The organism is Mesorhizobium sp. M0587 (assembly GCF_040320945.1).
Classification (GTDB): domain Bacteria; phylum Pseudomonadota; class Alphaproteobacteria; order Rhizobiales; family Rhizobiaceae; genus Mesorhizobium.
The window spans coordinates 1-26,026 of record NZ_JAMYQP010000031.1 but is presented as its reverse complement, the minus strand read 5'-3'; the positions used below and the strand labels follow the sequence as shown (position 1 = coordinate 26,026).

The window sequence follows — 26,026 nt, the reverse complement described above, 5'->3', positions numbered from 1 at the left end:
TCATCGTGCCGGATGCGGCGAAGCGGACCATAACCGACATTGCATTCCGCTGCGGCAGGGGAGCCGAGCGTCGCGCGAGTCATAGTCTCAAGAGCCGTGATCTGTGGTATTAAAGGCCGGTAAGAGCACGCCGGAAGCGCCGATCCTACTCTGACCTGCGGCTTGCGTGTCGCGATCCTAACTGAGGCCCAACATGGAGCGGAAGCTCGCTGCCATCCTTGCCATCGATGTTGTCGGGTACTCGGCGCTCATGGAGTCGGATGAAGCGGGCACCTTCGATCGGCTAAAACGTGGCCGCAAAGAGCTGTTCGAGCCGGAAATCGCAACACGACACGGGCGAATCTTCAAGCTTATGGGAGACGGCCTGCTGGCGGAGTTCGGCAGCGTGGTGGATGCGGTCGAATGCGCGGTCACGCTTCAACGCGGCATGGCGGAGCGTAACGCGAGCGTCGCCGAAGAGCAGCGCTTCGAAGTCAGGATCGGAATTAACCTTGGAGAAGTGATCGTCGAAGGGGACGATCGCTACGGCGAGGGCGTGAACGTGGCCTCGCGCCTCCAACAACTCGCCGAGCCCAGTGGCATCTGCGTTTCAGAGAAGGTGTCCAAGGAGGTCAGGCAGAAGCTGGCGTTTGCGTTCGAGCCTATGGGCGAGCAGCGGGTGAAGAATATAGCCGAGCCGATATACTGCTATCGCGTGAACCTGCAGCTTCCGAGAGCCGCTCCGGTCGGTCGACTGGCATCGCTGGAATTGCCCGACAAGCCCTCTATCGCGGTTTTGCCTTTCACTAACATGAGCAACGATCCGGAGCAGGAAACCTTTGTCGACGGCTTGACCGAAGACCTGATCACCGACCTATCTCGCTGCGCCGGCCTCTTCGTTATCGCGCGCAACTCGACCTTTGCTTACAAGGGGCGGTCGGTCGATGTGCGTTTGGCCGCGCGTGATCTTGGCGTGCGCTATGTGGTTGAAGGCAGCGCCCGGCGCGCCGCGGGACGCGTGCGCGTTAATGCGCAGCTGATCGACGCAATCGGCGGCGATCATATCTGGGCCGAGCGCTACGACAGCAGCCTTGAGGACATCTTTGCAGTGCAGGATGAGGTCACGGCCAAGATCGTCGAAGCCCTTGTCGGCCGATTGGCCGGACGGCCGGCGCGCAAACGGCCGACGAGTCTCGAAGCCTATTACCTGTGCGTGCAAGCCCGCGGCGTCAGTTTTCAGACCGGGTTAGGGGCGCGGGAAGCCTGCATGCTCCTGGAAAAGGCGATTGGTCTCGATCCCGACTATGCCGAAGCACATAGCTGGCTGGCTCTCAATCTTTGGCTCGGCTGGCTGTTCTGGGATGAGCCGAAGGAAGCCAACCAGCCTCGCTCGCTCGCGGAAGCGCAGCAGGCAGTGGCGCTCGACCCTAACGATGCCGGGAACCGCTGGGTGCTGGGCATCATACTTGGTCACGAACGGCGTTTCGCGCAATCGGATGCTGAGTTCGAGGCGACCTTCAAGCTCGACCCCAATCATGCCGATGCTTGGGCGATGCGCTCGGATCTCATCACCTTGAGGGGCGACGCGGTCAAAGGCGTCGAATTCGTGAAGCGGGCATTGCGGCTCAATCCGCGCCCACCGGGGTGGTATTATTGGATGGCGGGCCAAGCCTACTATGCGCTCGGCGACTATCAATCCGCGGTCGATGCTTTACGCAAGCCGGAAACCTACCGCACCACGTCGCGGCGCTTGCTAGCGGCAGCCCTCGCGCAGCTGGGGCGCCAGGATGAAGCCCATCAGGAGGCGGAATTCTTCATGATGAGCAATCCTCATTTCAGCATCAGGTACTGGGCAACATCGCAGCCATTCGACGACGAGGAATTGCTCCAGCGCTTCGTCGAAGGCTACCACAAGGCTGGCCTTCCCGACTAAAGGGCGCATCGCTTTGGATCGCGAAGGCCGGCCAGCCACCTCTCGACGCGAAGAGCGACGAGCCGATGTTCCAGACCGACCTCACGCGGCGCTTCAACGCTGACCAGGCTGCCAAGGCGCACCTCGCAGAAACTGTGCGCCTGGACGACGTCGACCAGAAGGACTTCGATGCGGTCTTCTACGCCGGCGGCCACGGCCCGTTATGGGATTTGGCCGAAGACCCGAATTCGATCAGATTGATCGAATCCTTCATCGCAGCCGGCAAGCCGATCGCCCTCGTGTGGCATGCACCGGGCGTCCTGTGTCGCGTAACCCCGACGGCACGCTGTTCGTTCAAGGCCGATACGTGACCGGCTTCACCAACAGCGAGGAAGAGGCTGTCGGCCTCACGCAGGTCGTGCCGTTCCTCGTCGAGGACGAACTCATCAGCCTCGATGCGGTCTTCTCCAAGGTCAAGGACTGGGGCGTGCACACAGTCGTCGATGGCCAGCTCATCACCGGTCAGAACCCGGCATCATCGAGTGAGGCAGCGGGGGCACTTATGGCTCCTCTGAGCCAAATGAAGACAAAGACCGCCTGAGCGATTGGAAACATCGTGATCTGCTAACGGGACAGCGTTGGCAGATCACCTTCTCACGGAACGCCTGTTCGCACGGTCCCAGCCTCAGGCGTGTATCTCCAGACGATGCTCGGGCAGGCGTGCATCGCCCGCCACTGCTACGCCGCGTCCGAAACCGCCGCCGCTTTCGCCTGCCCCCCGGGGGCTGATCGAAGTCGAATTGGGAGGAAAATCTCCAGAAACCGGAACCAAAGGCGGACATGACGACCTGGGTTGTTGCCAGCTCCCGGTGATATCGATAACACTACCGAAGTCGATCCGATTCTAAGGTGGTGCATGAACGCGGCCGGACGCCAGATAAACCTCGTGCCCAAATGTCTGGCGCTCGCCGTGATCAGGCCGGCGCGGCCGGCCGGTAGAGTGCGCTGATGGCCAAGGCAACCTCATCGAGGCCGGGCGAGAGCCACGCCCCGACGATGGTCGACGTGGCGCTGCGGGCGGGTGTGTCGACCATGACAGTCTCGCGAGCCTTGAAGGAAGGCGGTCGCGTTTCCAAGGCCACGCGGGAAAAGATCATGGTCGCGGTCAACGACCTCGGCTACGTGCTCGACCAATCGGCCGGCAGCCTGTCCTCGCGCAAAACTGGATTTGTTGCCGCGATGGTTCCATCACTCAACAATTCCAACTTCGCCGACACGGCGCGCGGCATTACGGATGAACTCGAGAGCACGGGGCTCCAGCTTCTGCTCGGCTACACTGACTATACGGTCGAGAAGGAGGAAAGGCTGATCGAAGCGATGCTCCGTCGGCGGCCGGAAGGCATCATTCTGACTGGCGGCGCCCATACGGAGCGCGCCCGCCGCCTTCTTAAAAACGCGGGCGTCCCTGTAGTCGAAACCTGGGAGTTGCCCGCGAAACCCATCGATCAGGTGGTCGGATTCTCCAACGAAGAGGCTATGGGTCTTCTCGTCAAGACGCTCGCCAGGAAAGGTTACCATAAATTCGGTTACATCGGCGGCACGACCTCGCGCGACACGCGCGGCAGCCAGCGGCGTGAAGGCTTCGTAAGAGCCATCGAGGAACTCGGCCTTCCGACCGGCCGGCTCGTCTCCTTCGGCGTGCCGCCGATCTCCATCGAACAAGGTGGCCAGGCGGTTGTCAGCATGCTGGAACGCTGGCCCGACACCGAGGCCGTGCTCTGCGTTTCCGATCTCTCGGCCTTTGGCGCGCTGATGGAATGCAAGCGTCGTGGAATGCGGGTCCCGCAGGACATCGCCATCGCCGGCTTTGGCGACTATGAGGTTGCCGCCTTTTGCCATCCCGGGATCACCACTGTGAACGTGGACTGCTATGGCATCGGGCGACAGGCTGCCCGCAGGCTTATCCAGATCATCCGCGGCGGCGAGAAGAAGCACCAACAGGAAATCATCCTGACCGGTTATCGCGTCGTCGAGCGCGAAAGCACCTGAGTTCGCGCCGCAAATTCGAACAGAGAAGGGCATTCCTATAGCGATGTTTCGAGAGACCATCACCCTCACGCATGAGGGCGCGTTGAAAGCCGTTGCAGCCGGAGCGGCGCGCGCCGTCACCATGGGCGTGCCGCAATGTCTCGTGGTCGTCGATGCGAGCGGCGAGACCCTCGCCAGCCTCCGCATGGACGGGGCGCGTTTTCTGAGTATGCGCACTGCACAGGCTAAGGCGGGTACGGCGGCGTCCATAAACGCTGCCACCGGCGGCATGGCGTTCGAAGCGGCACTCTCGGCCGGGATAGCCTCACAGGGCAGCGTGACCAATCTGCCCGGCGGATTGCCGATCCGCTTCGGCGGACGCCTGGCGGGCGGCATCGGCGTCGGTTCGGGAACCAGCGAGCAGGATTTCGACGTGGCTCGCGCCGCGCTGGCGGCGATCGGCGCGGACGCTGTTTAAGCGAGTGTGCTGATATCGGTCCGGAAGGTCGGCGGATCGTCAGAACGCAATCTGGACCTTCATCGATCTGTTCCGGTCGCCGGCGATCTCGAAAGCCGCAACCGCCTCACCCAGGGGATACACGCCCGTCAGTAGCGGTTTGACATCCACCCGGCGGCGATTGATCAGGTCGACGGCGAGCGCAAACTCCTCGTGGAAACGGAAAGTGCCGCGCATCTCTATCTCCTTGGCAACGATGAGGTTCTGTGGGATCGAAAGATCGCCGCCGAGACCGAGCTGCAAGAGCACGCCGCGCGGCTTTAGGACATCGAGCCCTGCACGCACCGCGCGTTCGTTGCCGGAGGCCTCGAACATCACGTCGAAACTACCGTTGTCGACATTGTAGGCAGCAAGCTTTTCGCTGTTGGTCGCGACATTGATCGTTCGGTCGGCGCCGATCTCCAGCGCCTTCGCCAGCACGCCGTCCGTGACATCCGTCGCAACGATTTCGCGTGCCCCGTGGGCTCGCGCGGCCAGGATGCATAGCGCGCCGATCGGCCCGCAGCCGGTGACCAGAACCCGCTTGCCGAGCAGCGAGCCGGCGCGGTTCATGGCATGCAGCGTCACCGCGAAGGGCTCCGCAAATGCGGCTTCATTGATGGAAACGTGGTCGGCGATTTTGTGGCATTGCCACGCCTCGGCGAACAAGCGCTGGCGGAAAGCACCTTGGATATGCGGCATAGGCATGGCGCTGCCGTAGAAGCGCATGTTCAAACACTGGTTGTGCATGCCTTGCAGGCAGTAAAGGCAGGTGTTGCAGGGCCGGCTGGGCGAGATCGCCACGCGGTCGCCGATAGCGAGGCCGGAGACGCCGTCGCCGAGGACCCGCACCGTGCCGGCAACCTCGTGGCCAAGGATCATGGGTTCACGAAGGCGGATGGCGCCGAAGCCGCCATGGCTGTAATAGTGCAGATCCGAGCCGCAGATGCCGCCAGCTTCAACGGCGATCTCGACCTGCCCAGCGCCGAGAACGCCCGGATCGGTCTCCTCGATCCGCAGGTCTTTTGCCGCGTGGATGACGATCGACTTCATGATGTGATCCTTTCTCAGACGACCTGTGTCAGCAAGGTCTGCCCGCCGAAATGGGCGGCGAGGTTGTCGCGAACGAGCTGACCCATCGCCTTGCGGGTCTCCACCGTGCCGCTGGCATGATGTGGTTGCAGCACGACGTTGGAAAGGTTCAGGAAGCGCTGATCGATTGTCGGCTCGTTCCAGAACACGTCAAGCCCGGCACCTTTGATCGAGCCGGCGTCCAATGCCGCGAGCAATGCGATCTCGTCGACCGTGCTGCCGCGCGAAATGTTTATGACGATACCGTCTGCTCCGAGCGCTGCCAGGACCGCCGCGTTGATGATGTGCTTTGTGCGCTCGCCGCCGGCAAGCGTCACGATCAGAAATTCGCTGTCGCGCGCCAGTTCAAGCAGATCGCCGACGAACGTGTAAGGAAGATCGTCGCGCTTGCGTGTGTCGAAATACGAAATCGTGCAGTCGAAGGCAGCGGCGCGCTTCGCCACCGCCGCACCGACGCGGCCCATGCCGACAATGCCCAGCCTCTTTCCACAGACACGCGTGACCAGCCCCATATTGCCCTTGCGCCAGCTTCCATCGCGTACATAGGCGTCGGCCTGCGGGATTTTTCGCGCCACGGCGAGCAGCAGCCCGATGCCGATATCGGCAACGTCCTCGGTCAGCACATCAGGCGTATTGGTGACACGAATGCCATTCGCCCTGGCATAGGCAAGGTCGATGGCATCGGTGCCGACGCCGTAGCAGGAAACGATTTCGAGCTGCGGCAGCTTCGCCATCAGCGCCGCACTTGCGCCAAGCTCGCCGCGCGTAGCGATAGCGCGGATCGCGCCGGAGTGGCTTGAGAGCAGCGCGTCCTTGTCCTCGGCCTGCCAAAGTTTGTGGACGCGATATTTCGCCTCAAGGTCTGCCATGTCCCAATCCGGATAGGGGCCTGTCATCAAAATGTCGGTCACGGCGTCGTCTCCTGTGCGAGTTCATTTTTCCCATTGACTATGTTATCGATAACATTCATGTCAATAGGAACCTGGCGGCGGCGTGGTGGAAATCGTACCGCTGCAGAAAACATTCCTCAGGAGGAGCATTTGAGCAGTTCGTTGTTCGATTTGACCGGCATGCGGGCGCTGGTCACCGGCTCGGGGCAGGGGATCGGCCTTGCGCTGGCCGAGGGGTTGGCGCAGCACGGCGCCGAAATCGTGCTCAACGGACGCAGCGTCGAAAAACTCGCGGCCGCGGCCGCTCCGCTGGTGGCCAAGGGACACAAAGTTCATGTCGCGGCCTTCGACGTAACCGATCACGCAGCGGTGGCCAATGCTGTTGCCGAGATCGAGGCCACCGTCGGCGTCATCGACATCCTGATAAACAATGCCGGCATGCAGTTCCGAATGCCGCTCGAGGATTTCCCTGCTGACAAATGGGAGGAACTCTTGCGCACCAACATCTCCAGCGCGTTCTTCGTCGGTCAAGCGGTGGCGCGGCATATGATCCCGCGGCGGCGCGGCAAGATCATCAATATCGCCTCGGTGCAGAGCGAACTGGCACGGACGAACATCGCGCCCTATACGGCCACGAAAGGCGCTGTGCGCAACCTGACCCGCGGCATGTGTGCCGATTGGGCGAAGCATGGCTTGCAGGTCAATTCCATTGCGCCGGGTTACTTCAAGACGCCGCTCAACCAGGCGCTGGTCGACAATCCCGAGTTTTCAGCCTGGCTGACCAACCGCACACCGGCGGGTCGTTGGGGCGATGTCGGCGAACTGGTCGGCGCGGCGATCTTTCTGGCCGGACCGGCCTCATCCTTTGTCAATGGACACACGCTCTATGTCGATGGCGGCATCACAACCTGCCTCTGAGTCCTGGCCCATCGTCGTGATGGGTGTCAGCGGTTGCGGCAAGACCAGAATCGGCGTCGAGATCGCGGCTCGTCTCGGCCTCGCTTTTGTCGAAGGCGACGCGCTGCACCCTCGCGGAAACGTCGAGAAAATGTCGGCGGGCATCCCGCTTACCGACGAGGATCGTTGGCCTTGGCTGGACCTGTTGGGCGCAGACTTGCGCCATGCACATGAGCAAGGCCGTGGTCTCGTCGCGAGTTGCTCGGCGCTGAAGAAATCCTATCGCGATCGCCTTCGCCATGGTGCTAGCGGACCGGTGCTTTTCGTATTTTTGGACGGATCACGTGCGGTGCTGCAAGCCAGGCTCGCCGAGCGCCGCGGCCACTTCTTTCCACCGGCGCTGCTCGACAGCCAGTTCGCCTCGCTGGAGCATCCCGGCGACGAACCGCTGGTGGTCACAGTGGATATCGACGCGCCTGTCGACGCGATTGCCGATAGAGTGTTGCAGGGTCTGGGTGCATTTGGCGTCGCCCCTGCCAGATCAAGGAAAAAGGCACGTTGAGATGACGCAACCAGCAAAAGTCGCCGTTGTCGGCGCCGGCATCATGGGGTCGGCGATCGCCACCCGCCTGATCGAGACTGGGCAAGCAGTAACGGTATTCGATCTGGACAAGGCCAAGGTCGCCGCGCTGACTGCAAAGGGTGCGGCTGCCGCGGCGTCGGTCGCCGAAGCAACGCGGGCGAGCAGCTTCGTCATCCTCAGTCTCAACCATGCCGATATTGTGCATTCGGTGGTGTTTGGCGATGGTGGTGTGGCGGCTGCGGCGTCGTCGGAAAAGCTGCTGATCGACATGTCTTCGATCGATCCCGTCGACACCGCGCAGATGGCCAGGGAGTTGTCTGCCGAGACCGGCATGAAATGGCTCGACTGCCCGCTGTCGGGCGGCGTTCCCGGCGCGCTGGCCGGAAGGCTGACCGTCATGGCGGGTGGCGAGGCTGAGGACTTCGAACAGGCGCGCACGGTGATGCGGCATCTGTGCACCAACTACACGCTCATGGGGCCGAGTGGGGCAGGGCAGACGACCAAGCTGATCAACCAGCTGTTCTGCGCCGTGCTGTTCCAGGCTGTCGCCGAAGCCGTGAAGGTCGCCGAAGCCGGCGGCGTAGACCCGAAGGCAATTCCCGCGGCACTCAAGGGCGGGCGGGCCGATTCCAGCATCATGCAGGAGTTCATGGCAAAATTCGCCGCCCGCGATTTTTCGCCGACCGGCCGCATCGACAACATGCTGAAGGATCTGGATTCGCTGCAGGCCTTTGCCCTGAAGACCAAGACGCCGATGCCGATGACCGGGCAGGTGGTCGAGATCCATCGCCTGCTGTGCGCCGCTGGTTTGGGGGCGAAGGATTCGGCCGAGATGATGCGCCTGCTCGACGGCAAGACCGGCTAAGCGGCGAGTCGAATTTTGTCGCTTGACGCTCAGAAATGTTATCGATAACATAATTTTTGCGATCTTGGAGGAGCGCATCGTGGCTGAAGAAAAACTGATCGAGTTCAAGTCGATTACCAAGGAATTCGGCGGCACCCGCGCGCTTTCCGATGTATCGCTCGATCTGCACCAGGGCGAGATCCTGGCGCTGCTTGGCGAGAACGGCGCCGGCAAGTCGACACTGATCAAGACGCTCGCCGGCATCCACCGGCCCGACAGCGGCCAAATCCTGTTTCGCGGCGAGCCCTACCATCATCGCCCGCCGCGGCCGAACCAGCGCCAGCCCGTCGCCTTCATCCATCAGGATCTCGGGCTCATCGAATGGATGACGGTCGGCGAGAATGTCGGCCTGGCCCAAGGCTTTTCGCTCCGCTCCGGGCTCATCGACTGGCGATCGACCGAGGCGAGGGCGCATGAGGCGCTGAAGCTGGTCGGCTGCGATTTCGATCCGACGACACGCGTTCAGGATCTGACCCGCACGGAAAAGTCGCTGGTTGCCATTGCCAGGGCGCTGGCCACCGAGGCCGATGTACTGGTGCTCGACGAGCCGACCGCCAGCCTTCCGGCTGACGAGGTCGAGCGGCTGTTCGACGCCATCCGTCCGCTCAAGCAGCGCGGCGTCGGTATGATCTATGTCTCGCATCGTCTGGATGAAATTTTCCGCATCGCCGATCGCGTCGCCGTGCTGCGCGACGGCAGGCTGGTCGGCGAGAAGAAGGTCGCCGATACAAAACCGGACGAACTGGTCGAGATGATCGTCGGCCGTCCGGTCAGCCAGGTTTTCAGCAAGGCTCAAACGCAGGCCGGCGAGACGATCTGCGCCGTGCACGACCTTGTCTGCGCCGGTGCCGGCCCGGTGTCTTTCGACGTGCGCAAGGGTGAGTTGCTCGGTCTCGTGGGGCTGCGCGGCGCCGGGCAGGAACTGGTTGGCCGGGCGCTGTTTGGCTGCCAGGCGTTTTCCGGCACGGTGACGATCCGCGGCGCTGTGCCGGACCTGTCCAGCCCGATCGTGGCGATGTCGTCCGGCATCGGCCTGATCGCGCGCGACAGGACCGAAGAATCAATCGCTGGCGCGTTGTCGATCCGTGAGAACAGTTTCCTCAATCCCGGCGCCGGCAAGCGCGGTCTGTTCTCCTTCCTGACGCCTCACAAGGAGGCTGCGCTGGCGCAGGCGATCGGCAGTTCCGTCGGCTTGCGCCCCAACGATCCACACCTGCCGATCGAAGCCCTTTCCGGCGGCAACCAGCAGAAGGTGGTTGTCGGGCGCTGGCTGCATACCGGTCGCACGTTGCTGATCGCCGAGGATCCGACCGCCGGCGTCGATGTCGGCGCCAAGGCCGAGATCTACCGGCTGATCGGACGTGCCCTCGAAGCCGGCCTCGCCGTCGTCGTCGTGTCGACCGATTTCGAGGAGATCGCCCACATCTGCCATCGCGCGTTGGTCTTTTCGCGTGGGCAGATCGTTCGCGAACTCACCGGCAGCGACCTGACCACATCCGCCGTGATCACCGCCGCATCGGCTTCCGAAGCCGCCTGATTTTTCTGGGAGCAAGCCCATGCAATCGATCGAATCCAGCGCACTCGAACCGACCCGCGGCGAAATGGCTGATTTGCCGCTGGGGCACAAGATCATCCGGCTGCTGCCGGTCTACGGCCTGGTAATTCTCACCGTATTGCTGATCCTGTTATTTTCGATCCTGCTACCGAATACGTTCCCCACGCCGTTAAACCTGCGCTCGATCATCTCCGATAAGGCGATCATCGCGCTTTTGTCGCTGGCGGCGATGATCCCGATGGCATCGGGTCGCATTGATCTCACCGTCGGCTACGGCATTGTGCTGTGGCACATCCTGGCCATCAGTTTGCAGACCATGTTCGGCATTCCGTGGCCGCTGGCGGTGATGATAGTGCTGCTTCTCGGCGCCGCGACCGGCTTCCTCAATGGCCTGCTGGTCGAAGTTGCCCGCATCGACTCTTTCATCGCCACGCTCGGCACCGGCACCGTGCTCTATTCCTTGGCGCTTTGGCACACCGGCGGCCGGCAGGTTGTCGGCGTGTTGCCCAACGGCTTCTACGCGCTCAACGGCACGATGGTGTTCGGGCTGCCGATCACCGGCCTCTACGTGCTGGGCATCGCTGTCGCGCTGTGGATCATTCTCGAATATCTGCCGATCGGTCGCTACGTCTATGCCATCGGCGCCAACCCGAAGGCGGCCGCTCTCAACGGCATTCCGGTGCGCCGTTTCGTCATTGGGGCCTTCATTTCCTCGGGCTTCCTGACGGCGCTGACAGGCGTGCTGCTCGCCTCCAAGCTCCGCATTGGCCAAGCCAGCGTCGGGCTGGAATATCTTCTGCCGGCTCTCGTCGGCGCATTTCTCGGCTCGACGACGATCAAGCCTGGACGCGTCAATGTCTGGGGTACGATGACAGGCGTCATCATCCTGGCGGTCGGCATTTCCGGCATCCAGCAGTTCGGCGGCTCGTTCTTCGTCGAGCCATTGTTCAACGGCGTCACGCTGCTGGTCGCCATCGGCATTGCCGGCTACGCCCAGCGCAAGCGCGGCGCAGCGCAAAGAGCCACGACCAAGACCGTCGCGCAGCCCTCGAAGTAACAAGCCGAGCCAAACCCGTGGATCCTGGAATGAACGACTACGAGGTTCTCGACGATCGGTTCGGCAAGCTGATGATCGGGCATGCCAAGCTCGAACGGCTATGGACCGGTAGCCGTTGGGCGGAAGGACCGGTGTATGTCCCCGCCGCAAGGCACTTGCTGTGGTCGGACATACCGAACGATCGGCTGCTGCGCTACGACGAAGGCGATGGTTCCGTCAGCGTCTTCGAGACCCATTGTAACCACCAGAACGGCCACACACTCGACCGCGAAGGCCGCGTCGTTGCTTGCGAGCATGGCGGGCGCCGCGTCTGCCGGCTCGAGCATGACGGGCGTTGGCAGTCGCTTATCGAAACCGTTGCAGGCAAGCGGTTCAATTCACCCAATGACGTGGTGGTCAAATCGGATGGTTCTATCTGGTTCACCGACCCGGTCTACGGCATCGAAAGCCACTACGAGGGCAAGATCGCCAGAGCGGAGATCGGAGGCTCCCATGTCTACCGCTTCGACGAGCTTTCGGGCGAGGTGAGCGCCGTCATCTCCGATATGGTGCAGCCGAACGGCCTGGCTTTTTCGCCCGACGAGACGATCCTCTATGTCTCGGACAGCGGCGCCAGCCACGTGCCTGGTCTGCCGCGCGCGATCAAAGCCTATGACCTGGCCGCTGATGGCCGGTCGGCGCGTGCAGGCGGCATTTTTGCCGAATGCGGGGCTGGCCTATTCGATGGTTTCCGCGTCGATCGCGACGGCAACATCTGGGCCTCCAGCGCCGACTCGGTGCGCGTCCATGCACCGGACGGAACCCTGATCGGCCGTATCCTGGTTCCCGAACTCGTTTCCAATGTCTGTTTCGGCGGTCCCAAACGCAACCGCCTCTACATCACCGCACAGACATCCCTCTACGCCATTTACGTCAACGCACATCCGGCCGGGGTTGGTCCGGTGGCGGGCGACATCAGCCAGTGACAGGTCGCCATCCAATCGAAAAGCCGAGTTCGGAAAGACCATGCAATTTCTTGAAACCAAGGGAGGTACCAACATGCAACGCAGAACATTCCTGAAATCATCCGTCGCCTTGATGGCGATCGCGATCGCTGCTCCGGCCCTGTTGGCCGGCCAGGCGCGGGCGGACGCGATGGCCGACGCCATGGCGATCGTCCAGAAATATGCGCAGAAGGTCACGGCGTGGGATGGCCCGACCACCGGTCCGAAGGCACAGCAAGGCAAGACGATCGTCGTGCTCGCCGGCGACCTCAAGAACGGTGGCATTCTGGGCGTCACCAACGGGGTCGAGGAAGCAGCCAAGGCGATCGGCTGGGAGGTCAAGGTGATTGACGGCGCCGGCTCGATCGGCGGCCGCACCGCTGCCTTCGGCCAGGCTATGGCGTTGAAGCCGAATGGCATCGTCATCAACGGTTTTGACGCGGTCGAGCAGGCGCCGGCGCTGGAGCAAGCGAAGGCCGCAGGTATTCCGTTGGTCTCCTGGCATGCCGGACCGGTGATCGGGCCAGACGAGAAAAGCGGCGTGTTCGCCAACGTGTCGACGGACGCCATGCAAGTCTCCACGGCCGCGGCCGACTGGGCCTACGCCGATGCCAAGGGCAAGCCCGGCGTCGTTATCTTCACCGATTCTACCTACGCGATCGCCATCGCCAAGGCCGACAAGATGAAGGCGGAGATCGAGCGGTTGGGCGGCAAGGTGCTCGAATATGTCGACACGCCGATTGCCGAGACCTCGCAGCGCATGCCGCAGTTGACCACGTCGCTGCTGCAGAAATACGGCGATGCCTGGACGCATTCGCTGGCGATCAACGATCTCTATTTCGACTTCATGGGACCCTCGCTTGCCGCCGCCGGCAAAGCCGGAGCCGACGCGCCGATCAATGTCGCCGCCGGCGACGGTTCGGAATCGGCCTATCAGCGCATTCGCGCCGGCCAGTTCCAGAAAGTGACGGTCGCCGAACCGCTCAACTTGCAGGGCTGGCAATTGGTCGACGAACTCAACCGCGCCATCGCTGGCGAAAAATGGTCGGGCTATTTGTCGCCGCTGCATGTGGTGACGGCGGACAATGTGGAATTCGACGGTGGGCCGAGCAACGCATTCGACCCCGGCAACGGCTACCGCGACGCATACAAGAAAATCTGGGGCAAGTAGGCACCCACCGACGCGGGCGTATCACGCGATGCGCCCGCTATGCCGGGCCCCTCACACGCAGAACATCAGGACCCATCGCCATGATCATTCGCTATGCCTTCTTCGAAGGTGACATCCACGCTGGACGCGAGAGCGAATTCCGGCACTTCGTCAGGGAGCGGCTGGTGCCGTTGTGGACGCAATTTCCCGGAGCCGAGGAGGTGCGCGTTCTGGATGGCACGGCACGGGACGACGGTGCCCCCGTCTATGCCATGGCGCTCGCCATCCGTTATCCCGACATGGACGCCTGCAACCGAGCGCTTCAATCCGAGGTGAGATTTCAGAGCCGCGACGTGACCGCAGAGCTGCTCAAGATGTTCACCGGCCGCGTGCATCACCATGTTTTCGAGGCCAACGAGTATCCAACCGCTCGATAGGATGATCAAAAAAGCTTCACACGACGATCGCCGGCGCACGTCAAAACTGGACGCATCGGCATCTTAGACAGGTTCACCCGTCGATATTCGACCAGTTCGAGGGCGGCGTCCTTCAAATGCCGTCTGCGGAACTCCGAGATGGTGCGGAAGTGCGGCGGATCGCCCGCCACCATCATCATGAAGTCCGCCCGCTCCACTGCCGCTCTGGCGATCCGCCGTGGTAGTAGACGCCGTTCGCGTAGCCATGCAGAAGCAGCGCCGTCATCATGCGCGGATCGAACGGCGGTTGGCCGAGCGCGCTTCGGTAGCTGCCGGCCATCGCCGAAAGATCGAGCTCTTCCCGGACCAAAGCAACGACCAGCCGAGACAGGTGATCCTTCGGCACGTAGTGGTGCACGCTCCCGGCAGAAGCTGTGCCTCATCGATCTTCCAGGGCCGAAATTCCTTGCTCATAACCCAGCAAAGAACCCTCTTGACCAGTCACTACTCAGACAGGCTCCTAGTCACTCAGACAGGCTCCTAGTCGCGGCTATTTGGGCCTCCATCCGATTGACAAGCGCGACATAACGGGGATGAGCGCGGAGCGAGTCGAGGTCGCTATCTTGACGCATCCAAGGCACGCGCAAAATGAGGTAAGCATGTGATGCAGTTAGCTGACGTTCAAGGCAATCGATAGCCCGCTCCGTCTTGCCCAGCTTTGCATAAAAACAGCCTAAGTTGTACTGAACCGGAATGTTGTCTCCGGCGAACATTTCCCCACGAGAGGCCCACGACAGCGCGCGTTCAATCTCGCCAATTTCCGCCAGCATTGCGGCACCGTAACATAGCGCGGTGGCATTGTCGGGATGCGCTTTGACTTCCTTTTCCACTCGCAGCACACCTTGCCTTGCTGCTTCCTTGGCGTCGTCGCTGCGGCCAAGTGAAACATAGACCATCCCGAGATTGGTCCAGACCCGATAGTCATCGGGTGACAACGATACGGCACGCTCGTACATAGCGGCTGCATTCTCGTATTGACCTTGAATGAAACAATTCCGCCCGTAAGCGAAATAGGTATCGGAAGAACTGGGGTCTAACTCTAAAGCTCGCTCGAACTCCACTTCCGCCTCGGCATACCGGCCATTTACGAACAAGGCCCCGCCACGTGATGCGTGGGCGTCGGCGAGACCTGGCTCAAGTTCCAGCGCCCGTGAGCTGTTGGAAAGGACTGCCTCGAAGCTGGCGTCGGGATCATTGCAAGTCAACAGAAGCCACTCACAATCAGCCAAAGCGGCATAAGCGCGCGCATAATTTGGGTCAACTTCAACAGCTCTAGCAAACAGTCGCTGCGCTGTTTTGATAAACTTGGTCTCGACTCCCCTGTTAAGGAACGACCTGCCCATCAACAGCGTCTCGTAAGCCTCTGGGTTGTCGGTCGAACGGTTTGTAATAGTCTCCAGTTCTTCGGGCAACAGCTTCACTTTGAGGACATCGACTATGGTCTTGGAAATCTCGTCCTGCAGTTTGAAGATATCGTCCAGCGTCCGGTCATATCGCTCGGCCCAGGTATGGTCATCGCCACGACCATTGATTAGCTGAGCCGTGATGCGCACCCGTCCTCCAGCCTTGCGTACACTTCCCTCCAGGACGTAGGCAACATTCAGCTTCTTCGCCACTTCCTCGATTAATACCGCCTTGCCCTTGAAGGTAAAGACGGTATTACGCGCGACCACGGAGAGCCCGGACACCTTCGAAAGGTCGGTGATAATGTCCTCGGTGATGCCGTCGGAAAAGTACTCCTGCTCGGGATCGCCACTCATGTTGACAAAGGGCAGAACCGCGATCGAGGGTTTATCCGGGAGTTGAGGCACCGGTTGCACCGCGCGTTTGCCGGTCCCGCCTGTTCCGGCGCGGTAAACCTGCACCGGCTTTGCGATATTCTTGAGCGCGTGCTCGCCGAGATCGTCGAACGCCAATGTCAGCTTGCCAGTGACATGATCGTGCACGGTGGCGGAGACGTAGATGCCGCCGGGCTCAGCCAGACCCTCCAGCCGGGCTGCCACGTTGACACCGTCGCCATAGAGATCGCTGCCCTCGACGATGACGTCGCCCAGATTGATGCCGATACGCAGGACGATGCGGTAGGCCTCCGCCACGCTCTCGTTGGCCCCGGTAAAACCCTTTTGTAATTCGACGGCGCATTGGACGGCATCAACCGCACTGCCAAATTCCACCAGCACACCATCGCCCATCACCTTGACCACGCGGCCGTGGTGCTGGGCAACCAATGGAACCAGAACATCGCGCCGCCGCGCTTTGAGAGCGGCCAGTGTGCCAGCCTCATCGTGCTCCATGAGGCGCGAAAAGCCAACGACATCAGCAGCCAGAATCGCGGCAAGGCGGCGTTGGGTTCGAATCTCGGCCATGTGGGTTGAATACTTTCAGCAAGCCCAGCATCCGGAAATGTATTGGTAATCTGGCCTGGAGTCTATCTGGCCCGACTTCCGAGACGGTCAATCGCGTCGACTTTGGGATGTCCGCCGTAGGTCCGGTTTAACCCCAACAGCGGACATTTCCGGACCCGCTCGGCCCTTGATGAACTGAAAGGCTCACGGCGACCACTTCCTTTCCCCAATGCTATCAATAGGGGCGTATGCGCGAGCGCTGGTCTGCGCTGGTGTCGCCCCATTTGGTCGACCGCCTCGATCACACCGGTCCTAAGATGCCGCAGACCATGTATGACATAGCACATTGGCGCAGGATTGCGTAGATCATGATGGCGATCAGCGCGGTGAACTCGCAAGTTATGTGCCATGACGAAGGCGTTCGGATATAGGAAACGGCTGACCACGGTTGGACCACTCCTTCCGAGGAAACGCTCAGGGTCATTCAAACCTGTCCAACCCCTTCGGACGCGCCGGCATGGCCCATACGCCACGTTTGGACGGTGCAAGACCGCAACGTATCAGGGTCTCCGCAAGACCGACCGCGGCGCCGACTCCGTCCACCACGGGAAGATCGTGCTTGCGCTGGAGGGCGGATGCAAACGCGGCCATACCGGCGCAACCCAGCGCAACGCCCTCCGCCCCCAGCCTGATGCCTTCGCGTATGAGCTCCGAAATTCGTTCGGAGGCACCACTCTCAGGTCTCTCCAACTCAAGGACCGGGATGTCGGAAGCAAACACGCGCCGGCAGCGATGGGAGAACCCGTAACGGCGAATGTTGTCTTCAATCAGCGGTGCGGAACGACACAGAGTGGTCACGACACAGAAGCTGTGAGCGACAAGGCTGACGGCATGGAGCGAGGCCTCGCCTATACCGATGACCGGTTTGGTGGCGATGGCCCTGGCCGCGTCGAGACCCGTATCGTCGAAGCAGGCAATGATATGGGCGTCGACGTTGTCCATTTCCGCCGCGATCACTTGCTTGAGCAGGCCCGGTACGGAGAGTGCACCGTCAAATGGCCCTTCGATCGCTTCAGGTCCAGCCGTGGACTGCATGCCCACTATCTCGGTCCTGGAACCAGCCACCGCCATCGCGGCCGCGACGATCCCCCTGGTCATCGAAGCGGTCGTGTTGGGATTGATGATGGCAATTCGCATCCGGAGCATCCTGCCTTGGTCCCGCTCGGTCACAGGGATGCCAGCGCGCTGGACATCCGCTCCAGCCCTTGGCGCAACAGAGGACGCGGGCAGCCGACATTCAGGCGGATGAAGCCTTCGCCGCCAGGCCCATAGACGCGGCCATCGTAGAGATTAACCCCGGCCTGATCGACAAAGAACTTCTGAATTCCACCCACTTTGCGATCGAGCGCGCACGCGTCCAACCACACCAGAAACGATGCGTCGGGCCGCATGGGCGTGATGCCTGGAAGGTGTTCACCGGCGAACTCGCAAACCAGATCGATGTTGCTGGCGATGTAGCGCGTGAGTTGGTCGAGCCATGGCTCGCCGCTGCTGTAAGCAACCTCCAAGGCCAGGCGGCCGAAAAAGTTCGCATTCACCATGAATGACGCCTGCATTGCGGCAAGAAGCGCCTCGCGGCGCTTTTTGCTGGCTACCGAAATGGTTGCCGAAGGAACCCCGGCAAGATTGAAAGTCTTCGTTGGAGCGGTGCAGATGAACGATTTCTCCGCAGCATCTTCCGAGATGGAAGAGAAGACGATGTGGGGGCGATCCGACAACCTTATGTCGCAGTGAATGTCGTCGGATATGACCAGGATCCCATGGCGCTCACAGATGTCGTTGAGCGCCGCCAATTCTTCGAGTGTCCAGGCCATGCCGGCAGGGTTGTGAGGATTGCACAGCAGGAATGCCTTGGCACCGCCGGCCGCCAGTTTCTCGAAATCCTCCAGATCGAGCTCATATCTGTTGTTCTGCAGCCTCAGCCGGTTCGTAAGCAGAAGCCGCCCGTTTCCCTGAACCACTTCGAAATAGGGCGAGTACACGGGCGACTGCACAATGACGCCGTCACCGGGCTTGGTGAAGGTTCGCAGTATCGCAGCCACCGACGGCATGATCGCCGGCGCGGGAAGCAAGGTCTCCAGTTTCGGCGACCAGTTGTGCCGGTGCGCGAACCACGATTGCACGATCTCATAGTGGCGCGGATCGCGGCGTGTGTAGCCGTAAATGCCATGCTCTGCGGCCTGGCGCAGTCGCGCGATGACGGTTTCCGGAGCGCGGAAATCCATATCCGCCGTCCACAGCGACAGCAGGTCTTGGCCCTCGACCTGAGGAGAGAACTCGTCCCACTGGTTGGCCCATTTCACGGATCCGAATTGCTGACGGTCGTGGATCTGGTCGAAATCTATTCCCGCGATATTTCGTTGCCCAAGCGCCGATGCGGGCGTGTCTGCACAAGCCATTTTAGTCACCTTAAAAATCTGTTGCCACCACGGTTACGGCCGCTCCCTATTTGAGGATTTGCGCCAGAAACTGCCGTGCCCGTCCTGATGGGGCGTGTTGGTCTCGACGATCTCCCCGCGGTCGATCCGGAGATGGTCAAGGAGGTGCTCGACACGATGGTGTCGCTCGCGAGTGAAGGCATGACGATGCTGTGCGTGACGCATGAAATGGGCTTCGCGCGGGAGGTGGCCGATCGCGTGGTGTTCATCGAGTGCAGAGGTCGGCTCGTCGAAAAGAAGATCTTTGGGTTCATGCAGAGAGCCCGGGCGATTGCAGCGCGTTGCTGCTGGCCACCCGACAACTGCCCTGGGTAGCTGTCCGCCTTCTCCGCGATTCTGACGCGTTCGAGATAATGGCGCGCCAATTCCTCAGCCGCCGACCGCGGCATCTTTCTCACCCAAAACGGCGCAAGCGTGCAATTCCCAAGCACGGTAAGGTGGGGAAACAGATTGAAGTGTTGAAAAACCATTCCGACGTTGCTGCGGACTTCGTCGGTCTTGCGCAGGTCCTCGGTTACCGCCTTGCCATTGACGATGATGTCGCCCGACTGATGCTCCTCAAGATGGTTGATGCAACGGATCATCGTCGACTTGCTCGACCCCGAGGGGCCGCAGATCACGATGCGCTGCCCCAGTGTCACCGACAGGTTGATGTTCTTGAGCGCATGGTATGAACCGAACCATTTGTTGACGTCATGCGGCTCGATGGCCATCGCCTTGTCATGGGGCGTTGCCTTCGTTGCCGCGTGCATTGCTTGTGGCATCATCATCGCGTCCTAGGATTTGTGGCCACGCGCCAATTGGCGCTCCATCGATTGCGAGTAACGGGACATGCCGAAGCAAAAGCCCCAGTAGACCAGTCCCGCAAAGAGGTAGCCGGTTGATGAGATCGTCGGGCCTGCCCAGTTCGGATCGACGCGCGCCGTTTCGACGGCCTTCAGGAAATCCGCGATGCCGACGATGGCGACCAGAGTCGTGTCTTTGAACAGACCGATGAAGGTCGAGACGATGCTCGGTATGACGATCGTCAACGCCTGAGGGAGGACGATCAGGCGCATCATGTCGAAGTAGCTGATCCCGAGCGCCTTGGCCGCTTCGTATTGGCCCTTCGGGATCGCCTGAAGGCCGGCTCTCACGACCTCGGCCATATAGGCGGACGAGAACAACGCTATCGCAATGAGCGGGCGCAGCAGACGATCAGGCGTCAGATAATCCGGGACGAAGAGTGGCATCATGAAGTTCGCCATGAACAACACTGTGATAAACGGCACGCCGCGGACGACTTCGATGAACGTGACGCAAACCGTCTTGACGAAAGGGAGTTCCGACCTGCGTCCAAGCGCCAGGATAACCCCGATCGGAAGCGAGAAGACGATGCCCACGATCGACATCAGCAACGTGATCAAGAGACCGCCCCAGAGCGTCGTATCGATGACAGGCAAATGAAGCCAGGCAACGCCGCGCACGAGAACGAACGCGGCAACGGGGTAGACGAGGAAGAACAGCAACGCCGCCACTTTGCGCCGCGGAGCCTTCGTCCACAGGAGCCAAACGATGAGGATGGCGCCGATCGCCTGCGCAAGGTCCACGCGCCACCGCTCGAAAACCGGATACGCGCCGTATCGCAGGTAGTCGAGCTTCTCGGCGATGAAAGGCCAGCAAGCGCCTTGGCTGTTCGTACGGCAAGCTTCGTGGCCGCCGCTCCAGACCGCGTTGAAGATCGCAAAGCTCAGGAAGTGATGCAGCAGCCACGCGGCGAGGAGGACAAAGCATATTGTCAGCGCGCCTGAAGACGGCGTCGAAAACAGATTCTTTTTCATCCAGCTCACTGGACCCGGTCGAACGTCCGCGGGAGGCGCCATGGCTGGTATGAGCGCGCTGCTGACAACTGGTGAACGCATGGACTGATCGCTCATGCGTCACCTTTCAACGATTGCAAAATGTCGGTTACACGCGTTCATGGCCAATGACGTGGCAAGGGAGATAACGAGATAGACCGACAGGGTAATAGCCATGACCTGGACGGCGGCTCCGGTCTGGTTGAGTACCGTCCCAGCAAAGATCTGAACGAGGTCGGGATAGCCGATGAACACTGCAAGCGACGAGTTCTTGATGAGATTGAGATACTGGCTTGTCAAAGGGGGTATGATGATGCGCAGCGCCTGGGGAACGACGATCAGACGAAGCGTCTTGCCCGGCGCCAGCCCCAGCGCATACGCAGCCTCGGTCTGGCCCTTTGGCACTGCCTGGATTCCACCTCGGACGATCTCGGCGATGTATGAACCGGTGTAGACCGACAGACCGATCAGGAGAGCGGCAAACTCCGGATAGAGCTGATGCCCGCCTTGGAAATTGAAACCCCGTAGCTGCGGCGCGACGAACGAGACCGGCTCGCCAGCCGCCAGGAACACGACCAGCGGAAATCCTATCAAGGTCGCCAGACTGACCAGAAGCACCGGCAGCTGCTCGCCCGTCCGTCTCTGGACGCTCCTGGCGCGAAACCAGAATGCAACGCAGCAAGAAATGGCCGCCACGAATGCCAGGCCCACCAGCCCCGCTCCCGGATGCAAATGAATCTCCGGAATGATGAGGCCGCGATTGTTGAGGTAGATGCCGCCGGGAATGGCGATGGACGCCTTCGGGGAGGGCAACGGCTTGAGGACGGCGTTGTACCAGAACAGCAGCTGCAGCAATAACGGGACATTGCGCACAAGCTCGACATAGGCGGTCGCCACCTTCGAAACGATCCAGTTCGGCGACAGGCGGGCAACGCCGATGACGAAGCCAAGCAAGGTCGCGAACAGGATTGCGAGGACACTGACGTAGAGGGTGTTGACCACTCCCACCCAGAAGGCCTGACCGTAGGTGGACAATGCATCGTACGGTATCAGGGTTTGATTGATGTCGAAGCCGGCAGACTCATTCCAAAAGTCGAATGAGAGCGGAATCCCCCGGACCCGCATATTCGATGCAGTCTGCATGCCGATGCCCAGGGCCAAGGCCAGCAGGCAGCCAGCGAGCAAGAGCTGGTAGAGAACGCCCCGCACTTTCGTATCGTGCAGCGACAAGCTCCTGCGCGACGGCGCGGGAAGCGACAAATGGGACATCGCCTGTTCCTATCGGGTCCGTGCAGGGCGCTGGTGGCAACACGCCAGCGCCTTGCAACCATGCTTTGCCTAGCGGATCGGCGGAGCGTACTGAACGCCGCCGTTGTTCCAGAGCGCGTTCATGCCGCGCTCCATTTTCAGCGGCGAATCCTTGCCGATATTGCGATCAAAGACTTCACCGTAGTTGCCGACCTGTTTGATGACCTCGACTGGCCAGTTATCGCCGAGCCCGATGTCCTTGCCTATGCTGCCTTCCACGCCAAGCAGGCGGCGGATGCTGGGATTGTCCGACGATTTCATAGCATCGACGTTCTTGGAGGTGACCCCGTATTCCTCCGCGGCCACCATGACGTAGAGCGTCCACTTCGCCACATTGAACCACTGGTCGTCACCCTGCCGCACCGCCGGGCCAAGCGGCTCCTTGGAGATCAGCTCGGGAAGAACAATGCTGTCGTCCGGCTTGGCCATGCGAAGCCGCGACGCGTTCAAAGTGGAGGTGTCTGCGGACAAGACGTCGCAACGCCCCTCCTCATAAGCCTTCACGACAGCTTCCTCGTCTGCGAAACCAACCGTCGTGTACTTGATCGACTGCGAGCGAAAATAGTCGGCAAGGTTCAACTCGGTCGTGGTGCCCTGGGTGACGCATATCGATGCGCCCTCGAGCCCCTTGGCTGACGTGATGTTGTCCGGCTTGCGCACCATGAACCCCTGGCCGTCATAGAAATACGTGCCGGCAAACAGTATGCCTAGCGACGTATCGCGGGACGATGTCCAGGTTGCGTTGTGCGCGAGAATGTCGATCTCTCCCGACTGCAAGGCGGTGAAGCGATCTTTTGGCGTCAATGGGATGAACTTGACCTTTTGCGCATCCCCGAGCACGGCAGCGGCCACGGCGCGACAATAATCGACGACAAATCCGGTCCATTTGCCTTCATTGTCGGGAAGGCTGAAGCCAGCCGTGGCCGAATTTGTGCCACAGGTCAGCACGCCATTTTTCTTGACATTGTCGAGGGTTGCGGACCACGCCGAGGAGGCGGTGCACGCGATAGCGAGGGCAAAAAGGCCCTTGAACGTTGATCTCATTTCGGCATTCCCCTTTTTTTGTTGAAAGGAATGTGCTCTCCAGGCTAAGTATTCGTCAAATCGATTGTTCTCATGATGAAAATGAGCGTCGCGCATAATGCGAAGCACTCGCTCTCAGGTGGAAAAGCTGCTTGAGTGGTGAAACAGACGACAGCGCGCGCGACCTATTTTACGGCCGACCCCGGTGCTCCGACGGTCGACCCTGGTGTCTCTTGGTCCGCGACTCGTTGTAGATGCCCATGATGATTTCCCGGAGCCACTTGGTCCCCGGGTCATTCGCCATCTGGCGGTGAACAATAAGCCAGGCATTCACATTCGATACGGGAAGGGGTGGCGGGACCAAGGTCACCTCACTCCTGTCGTCCAGCATTTGCAGGATGGCGTCACCGCAATGCGTAATCAGTTCAGTGCCGCGAAGCGCCCAGGGCAGCACCAGATAGTTCGAGATGGTCGCAACGACTTTGCGACGAAGACCCATCTGTGAGGGCGGCATCCGCGAGGCCTTCTGCCAAGCCATCTGCGGAAATCTGGAGGTGAGAACTGGCCAAATAAGTTTCCAGTGTCATTGCGTTTCTGGCGATCTTGCTTCCGCTCCACACCGCGCAAAACAATCGGTCCTGGCCAAGCTCTACCTTCAAGAGACCTGGGTCGTCGCGTATCGCTGCTCCCGTCAGCGCACAGTCAACTTGTCTCAAATAGACCGATGAACCGATTTCGGGTCCGTTTGCGGGAATGACGTTCAGCGTCGCGCCAGGAGCTTGCCTAGAAAATTCTCGAATGAGGCCTGGGATGAAAACCATGGCGTGATAATCTGTAAGTCCAACGCGAAAGTTACGTCGCGTCGTTGCTGGATTGAAGATCTGATGCCGGTCGATCGACGCGCGGATCGTTGCAAGCGCGGCGGAAATATTTGACAGCAGCTCAACTGCCCGAGGAGTTGGCCGCATCTCGCCCCCATCTCTGGTGAACAATTCATCCTGCAATAGATACCGAAGCTTCGATAGGGAGTGGCTTACAGCTGATTGTGTTCTGCCTAATTCGGTAGCCGCCCGCGTCACGCCCCTTTCACGCATCATCACGTCAAAGACTCGCAAAAGATTGAGGTCGATATCGTTATAGTTCATAGAATTACCCTCATCTGCCACCTGGGACCGACGCACTAGGCGGCGCTACCGCGTTGGATTGCGACGGTGACAGATGGCGCACGCCTGTTCATCCGGAAAGCAAAACACTACCGCCGCCGCGGAGCAAGACTGACGAGAAATCCGAATAAAATGCTTCGCGGTGTTACGTGATCAATTTCGGCCACTCTGGACCGAGCGCGGTCCTAGTGGACGTCGAAATATCGCGACCTCGCAAAGGCTGCCGGCGAACTCGATGTGGAAAGCGCCATCATTGACGGCGAGATCATCGTTCTGAACGATGCCGGCTTGTCCGACTTCGGCGAGTTGCGGAAGGCGATCACCCGGCGCCAGCATGACCTCTATTTCGTGGCGTTTGATCTGATGCACCTCAATGGCCACGATCTGCGCAACATGACCCTGGACGATCGTCGCGAGATCCTGCGCGTTGGTCCCCGAAGGACAGCGCATCCAATTCAGCCAGGCGCTTCCCGGTGACGCTAAAGCGATCTTCCATCTGGTGGACCAAGCCGGCCTTGAGAGTATGGTTTGGAAGCGAATGGACAGCAAGTACCGGAGTGGCAATTCGGCTGGCTAAAGACGAAGGCTGTCACAAACAATCAATACGAGCTGCTCGGCGTCGAGCGCGAGGCCGGCAAGCCAGCCTTTGCCCTGATGGCCGAGCGGGGCACAGGGCGCTATGTCGGGTCGGCCTTCATCACCTTGAACCGCGATATGCGCGAACGACTCTGGAAGAGCGTCCAGGAGCACGCCGGTACGGCTCCCAGGGGCATGAAGCGCCCGGCGACGCAATGGGTCAAGCGGGGGCTGATTGGCCGGGTGAAACACCTACGGGGCGAGGAGGATTTGCGCCACGCCTCACTGCAGGATTTTCGGGAAGAGACGGGCTAGCGCGGCAAAATCCCATGGAAAATCTACCGGGTCAAACAGTTGGAACTTTTGGGAGCACAAAACCTTGTCTCTGTGATCCAAGGGAGGAAACCAATGGCAAATCTGGGAAGACTGGCTGTCGCAATGCTTGGCATTCTGGCTTACCAAAATCGCGACCAGATTGGAGACTTGATCCGCCGTGCAGGAAATCGCGATCCAAACAACCCGCAAGGTGGGCTCATGGACCAGCTGTCCAAGGGAGTAACCGGGACGGCGCTTGGGGACATCCTCGCCCGCTTCAGAAATGCAGGAGTAGGGTCGAAGGTAGATTCGTGGGTTAGTACCGGACCCAACGAGCCGATCGAACCGAAGGACGTCGAGACGGCAATAGACGAGGACACCCTCACTTCTCTGTCGATGCAGACTGGCCTGTCGCGCGACGAGTTGATTGCCAGGATCACGAAAGATTTGCCCGAAGCGGTCGACAAGCTAACGCCAGACGGCGAACTGCCAGCAGCAAATCCGACCCAAGAGACTGATGACATCACACTCCTCGATCAGGTGCCATCACGCAGCCCCCAGCAGTAGGGCTGAGCTGGGGATTGGGTCCCGAAGCGCTTGCCAGCGCCACCGATATCAGGAATATAATCCTTTGTTGCGGCGAACCGCTTCGACGGAGATCGCCATGCCCCAAAAAACTCTCGCCGACACCCTAGGGGTTGTTGAGAATCAGGATTCCACTTTCGCCCTTTGAGTGATTCAAGCCTCATTTTGGAGGTTTTGATGATTCGAACGGTTCTGACGGACGAGCAATGGGAGAAGATGGCTCCGCATTGCCTTGGCAAGGTGACGGACGCAGGGCGTAGCGGCAAGGACAACCGGCTGTTCGTCGAAGCCGTACTGTGGAAGGCGCGCACGAACAGCCCCTGGCGTGATCTTCCGGAAGGCTTTGGCGATTGGAATGCGATCTTCAAACGCT

25 protein-coding genes and 3 pseudogenes are annotated in these 26,026 nt (G+C 60.6%); 16 read left to right on the top strand and 12 right to left on the bottom strand.

Annotation, left to right across the window (positions count from 1 at the left end; all coding sequences use genetic code 11):
- Positions 1 to 193 precede the first annotated feature (193 nt).
- The 4 genes and pseudogenes from NKI49_RS24115 to NKI49_RS24100 all read left to right on the top strand — a co-directional run bounded on the left by NKI49_RS24115 (position 194) and on the right by NKI49_RS24100 (position 4,397).
- On the top strand, positions 194 to 1,912 hold the full coding sequence (locus NKI49_RS24115) for an adenylate/guanylate cyclase domain-containing protein (RefSeq protein WP_352604552.1): 1,719 nt from the start codon (positions 194 to 196) through the stop codon (positions 1,910 to 1,912).
- A 23-nt stretch (positions 1,913 to 1,935) separates the two neighbouring features.
- Positions 1,936 to 2,492 (top strand): annotated as a pseudogene (locus NKI49_RS24110) (type 1 glutamine amidotransferase domain-containing protein); the annotation flags it as partial.
- Between the two features lie 455 nt (positions 2,493 to 2,947).
- Positions 2,948 to 3,940 (top strand): LacI family DNA-binding transcriptional regulator, encoded by a 993-nt coding sequence (locus NKI49_RS24105; protein WP_352604593.1) that lies wholly within the window; start codon positions 2,948 to 2,950, stop codon positions 3,938 to 3,940.
- Between the two features lie 37 nt (positions 3,941 to 3,977).
- The gene (locus NKI49_RS24100; protein ID WP_352604595.1) at positions 3,978 to 4,397 is read left to right on the top strand and encodes a GlcG/HbpS family heme-binding protein; all 420 of its coding nucleotides are present in this window, start codon (positions 3,978 to 3,980) and stop codon (positions 4,395 to 4,397) included.
- 39 nt (positions 4,398 to 4,436) lie between these two features.
- Here the strand turns inward: NKI49_RS24100 and NKI49_RS24095 are convergent, their stop codons facing one another.
- Together NKI49_RS24095 and NKI49_RS24090 are read right to left on the bottom strand one after the other, a co-directional pair.
- Positions 4,437 to 5,468 (bottom strand): L-idonate 5-dehydrogenase, encoded by a 1,032-nt coding sequence (locus tag NKI49_RS24095; protein WP_352604554.1) that lies wholly within the window; start codon positions 5,466 to 5,468, stop codon positions 4,437 to 4,439.
- A gap of 14 nt (positions 5,469 to 5,482) precedes the next feature.
- Positions 5,483 to 6,403: a 2-hydroxyacid dehydrogenase gene (locus tag NKI49_RS24090; protein ID WP_352604596.1), complete on the bottom strand. Its 921-nt coding sequence runs from the start codon at positions 6,401 to 6,403 to the stop codon at positions 5,483 to 5,485.
- Positions 6,404 to 6,577: 174 nt separating this feature from the next.
- Here NKI49_RS24090 and NKI49_RS24085 point away from each other — a divergent pair, with 174 nt between their 5' ends.
- The 8 genes from NKI49_RS24085 to NKI49_RS24050 all read left to right on the top strand — a co-directional run bounded on the left by NKI49_RS24085 (position 6,578) and on the right by NKI49_RS24050 (position 13,963).
- Positions 6,578 to 7,315 carry an SDR family oxidoreductase gene (locus tag NKI49_RS24085; protein WP_352604598.1) on the top strand — a complete coding sequence of 246 codons (738 nt, stop codon included), beginning with the start codon at positions 6,578 to 6,580 and terminating at the stop codon, positions 7,313 to 7,315.
- Positions 7,284 to 7,856 (top strand): gluconokinase, encoded by a 573-nt coding sequence (locus tag NKI49_RS24080; RefSeq protein WP_352695791.1) that lies wholly within the window; start codon positions 7,284 to 7,286, stop codon positions 7,854 to 7,856. Before NKI49_RS24085 ends, NKI49_RS24080 begins: the two co-directional genes overlap by 32 nt.
- A gap of 1 nt (position 7,857) precedes the next feature.
- Positions 7,858 to 8,742, top strand: coding sequence for an NAD(P)-dependent oxidoreductase (locus NKI49_RS24075; protein WP_352604556.1), 885 nt, complete (start codon positions 7,858 to 7,860; stop codon positions 8,740 to 8,742).
- A gap of 79 nt (positions 8,743 to 8,821) precedes the next feature.
- Complete coding sequence (locus tag NKI49_RS24070; protein ID WP_352604558.1) at positions 8,822 to 10,318, top strand: sugar ABC transporter ATP-binding protein; 1,497 nt, start codon at positions 8,822 to 8,824, stop codon at positions 10,316 to 10,318.
- Between the two features lie 19 nt (positions 10,319 to 10,337).
- Positions 10,338 to 11,393, top strand: a complete 1,056-nt coding sequence (locus tag NKI49_RS24065) for an ABC transporter permease (protein ID WP_352604560.1) — start codon at positions 10,338 to 10,340, stop codon at positions 11,391 to 11,393.
- Positions 11,394 to 11,422: 29 nt separating this feature from the next.
- Positions 11,423 to 12,358 carry an SMP-30/gluconolactonase/LRE family protein gene (locus tag NKI49_RS24060; protein ID WP_352604562.1) on the top strand — a complete coding sequence of 312 codons (936 nt, stop codon included), beginning with the start codon at positions 11,423 to 11,425 and terminating at the stop codon, positions 12,356 to 12,358.
- Between the two features lie 73 nt (positions 12,359 to 12,431).
- The gene (locus NKI49_RS24055) at positions 12,432 to 13,547 is read left to right on the top strand and encodes an ABC transporter substrate-binding protein (protein ID WP_352604564.1); all 1,116 of its coding nucleotides are present in this window, start codon (positions 12,432 to 12,434) and stop codon (positions 13,545 to 13,547) included.
- Positions 13,548 to 13,627: 80 nt separating this feature from the next.
- A complete protein-coding gene (locus tag NKI49_RS24050) occupies positions 13,628 to 13,963 on the top strand; it encodes a hypothetical protein (protein ID WP_352604566.1) in 336 nt (111 codons plus the stop codon).
- A gap of 5 nt (positions 13,964 to 13,968) precedes the next feature.
- Here the strand turns inward: NKI49_RS24050 and NKI49_RS24045 are convergent, their stop codons facing one another.
- The 10 genes and pseudogenes from NKI49_RS24045 to NKI49_RS24000 form a co-directional block, all read right to left on the bottom strand.
- Positions 13,969 to 14,142, bottom strand: coding sequence for a hypothetical protein (locus tag NKI49_RS24045; RefSeq protein WP_352604568.1), 174 nt, complete (start codon positions 14,140 to 14,142; stop codon positions 13,969 to 13,971).
- Positions 14,139 to 14,348, bottom strand: coding sequence for a transposase (locus tag NKI49_RS24040; protein WP_352604570.1), 210 nt, complete (start codon positions 14,346 to 14,348; stop codon positions 14,139 to 14,141). Before NKI49_RS24040 ends, NKI49_RS24045 begins: the two co-directional genes overlap by 4 nt.
- Before the next feature lie 118 nt (positions 14,349 to 14,466).
- Positions 14,467 to 16,368, bottom strand: a complete 1,902-nt coding sequence (locus NKI49_RS24035; RefSeq protein ID WP_352604572.1) for a tetratricopeptide repeat protein — start codon at positions 16,366 to 16,368, stop codon at positions 14,467 to 14,469.
- 459 nt (positions 16,369 to 16,827) lie between these two features.
- On the bottom strand, positions 16,828 to 17,544 hold the full coding sequence (locus tag NKI49_RS24030; protein ID WP_352604574.1) for an aspartate/glutamate racemase family protein: 717 nt from the start codon (positions 17,542 to 17,544) through the stop codon (positions 16,828 to 16,830).
- A 29-nt stretch (positions 17,545 to 17,573) separates the two neighbouring features.
- A complete protein-coding gene (locus NKI49_RS24025) occupies positions 17,574 to 18,806 on the bottom strand; it encodes a MalY/PatB family protein (RefSeq protein WP_352604577.1) in 1,233 nt (410 codons plus the stop codon).
- Positions 18,807 to 18,852: 46 nt separating this feature from the next.
- Positions 18,853 to 19,597: pseudogene (locus NKI49_RS24020) on the bottom strand (amino acid ABC transporter ATP-binding protein).
- 24 nt (positions 19,598 to 19,621) lie between these two features.
- Positions 19,622 to 20,746, bottom strand: a complete 1,125-nt coding sequence (locus NKI49_RS24015) for an amino acid ABC transporter permease (RefSeq protein WP_502899557.1) — start codon at positions 20,744 to 20,746, stop codon at positions 19,622 to 19,624.
- Positions 20,747 to 20,764: 18 nt separating this feature from the next.
- Positions 20,765 to 21,952: an amino acid ABC transporter permease gene (locus NKI49_RS24010; protein WP_352604581.1), complete on the bottom strand. Its 1,188-nt coding sequence runs from the start codon at positions 21,950 to 21,952 to the stop codon at positions 20,765 to 20,767.
- A 69-nt stretch (positions 21,953 to 22,021) separates the two neighbouring features.
- Positions 22,022 to 23,035, bottom strand: a complete 1,014-nt coding sequence (locus NKI49_RS24005) for an amino acid ABC transporter substrate-binding protein (protein WP_352604602.1) — start codon at positions 23,033 to 23,035, stop codon at positions 22,022 to 22,024.
- Positions 23,036 to 23,439: 404 nt separating this feature from the next.
- Positions 23,440 to 24,159 carry a LysR family transcriptional regulator gene (locus tag NKI49_RS24000; protein ID WP_352604583.1) on the bottom strand — a complete coding sequence of 240 codons (720 nt, stop codon included), beginning with the start codon at positions 24,157 to 24,159 and terminating at the stop codon, positions 23,440 to 23,442.
- Positions 24,160 to 24,387: 228 nt separating this feature from the next.
- On the opposite strand from NKI49_RS24000, the pseudogene NKI49_RS23995 reads away from it, so the two are divergent.
- From NKI49_RS23995 to NKI49_RS23980, 4 genes and pseudogenes are all read left to right on the top strand, one after another.
- Positions 24,388 to 24,654 (top strand): annotated as a pseudogene (locus NKI49_RS23995) (ATP-dependent DNA ligase); the annotation flags it as partial.
- Positions 24,655 to 24,705: 51 nt separating this feature from the next.
- Positions 24,706 to 25,068: a hypothetical protein gene (locus NKI49_RS23990; RefSeq protein ID WP_352604585.1), complete on the top strand. Its 363-nt coding sequence runs from the start codon at positions 24,706 to 24,708 to the stop codon at positions 25,066 to 25,068.
- A 93-nt stretch (positions 25,069 to 25,161) separates the two neighbouring features.
- Positions 25,162 to 25,635: a YidB family protein gene (locus tag NKI49_RS23985; RefSeq protein ID WP_352604587.1), complete on the top strand. Its 474-nt coding sequence runs from the start codon at positions 25,162 to 25,164 to the stop codon at positions 25,633 to 25,635.
- 195 nt (positions 25,636 to 25,830) lie between these two features.
- The coding region (locus tag NKI49_RS23980; protein WP_352695661.1) for a transposase at positions 25,831 to 26,026 on the top strand (196 nt) is incomplete at its 3' end.

Bases quoted from the DNA above. Each gene is read 5' to 3' on its own strand.
- NKI49_RS24015 (WP_502899557.1), bottom strand. From the start codon at position 20,746: ATGCGTTCACCAGTTGTCAGCAGCGCGCTCATACCAGCCATGGCGCCT.
- NKI49_RS24000 (WP_352604583.1), bottom strand. From the start codon at position 24,159: ATGAACTATAACGATATCGACCTCAATCTTTTGCGAGTCTTTGACGTG.
- NKI49_RS24090 (WP_352604596.1), bottom strand. From the start codon at position 6,403: ATGACAGGCCCCTATCCGGATTGGGACATGGCAGACCTTGAGGCGAAA.
- NKI49_RS24095 (WP_352604554.1), bottom strand. From the start codon at position 5,468: ATGAAGTCGATCGTCATCCACGCGGCAAAAGACCTGCGGATCGAGGAG.
- NKI49_RS24080 (WP_352695791.1), top strand. From the start codon at position 7,284: ATGTCGATGGCGGCATCACAACCTGCCTCTGAGTCCTGGCCCATCGTC.
- NKI49_RS24105 (WP_352604593.1), top strand. From the start codon at position 2,948: ATGGTCGACGTGGCGCTGCGGGCGGGTGTGTCGACCATGACAGTCTCG.
- NKI49_RS24065 (WP_352604560.1), top strand. From the start codon at position 10,338: ATGCAATCGATCGAATCCAGCGCACTCGAACCGACCCGCGGCGAAATG.
- NKI49_RS24055 (WP_352604564.1), top strand. From the start codon at position 12,432: ATGCAACGCAGAACATTCCTGAAATCATCCGTCGCCTTGATGGCGATC.
- NKI49_RS24060 (WP_352604562.1), top strand. From the start codon at position 11,423: ATGAACGACTACGAGGTTCTCGACGATCGGTTCGGCAAGCTGATGATC.
- NKI49_RS24005 (WP_352604602.1), bottom strand. From the start codon at position 23,035: ATGAGATCAACGTTCAAGGGCCTTTTTGCCCTCGCTATCGCGTGCACC.
- NKI49_RS24035 (WP_352604572.1), bottom strand. From the start codon at position 16,368: ATGGCCGAGATTCGAACCCAACGCCGCCTTGCCGCGATTCTGGCTGCT.
- NKI49_RS24025 (WP_352604577.1), bottom strand. From the start codon at position 18,806: ATGGCTTGTGCAGACACGCCCGCATCGGCGCTTGGGCAACGAAATATC.
- NKI49_RS24115 (WP_352604552.1), top strand. From the start codon at position 194: ATGGAGCGGAAGCTCGCTGCCATCCTTGCCATCGATGTTGTCGGGTAC.
- NKI49_RS24075 (WP_352604556.1), top strand. From the start codon at position 7,858: ATGACGCAACCAGCAAAAGTCGCCGTTGTCGGCGCCGGCATCATGGGG.
- NKI49_RS24010 (WP_352604581.1), bottom strand. From the start codon at position 21,952: ATGTCCCATTTGTCGCTTCCCGCGCCGTCGCGCAGGAGCTTGTCGCTG.
- NKI49_RS24050 (WP_352604566.1), top strand. From the start codon at position 13,628: ATGATCATTCGCTATGCCTTCTTCGAAGGTGACATCCACGCTGGACGC.
- NKI49_RS24045 (WP_352604568.1), bottom strand. From the start codon at position 14,142: ATGATGATGGTGGCGGGCGATCCGCCGCACTTCCGCACCATCTCGGAG.
- NKI49_RS24030 (WP_352604574.1), bottom strand. From the start codon at position 17,544: ATGCGAATTGCCATCATCAATCCCAACACGACCGCTTCGATGACCAGG.
- NKI49_RS24085 (WP_352604598.1), top strand. From the start codon at position 6,578: ATGCGGGCGCTGGTCACCGGCTCGGGGCAGGGGATCGGCCTTGCGCTG.
- NKI49_RS23985 (WP_352604587.1), top strand. From the start codon at position 25,162: ATGGCAAATCTGGGAAGACTGGCTGTCGCAATGCTTGGCATTCTGGCT.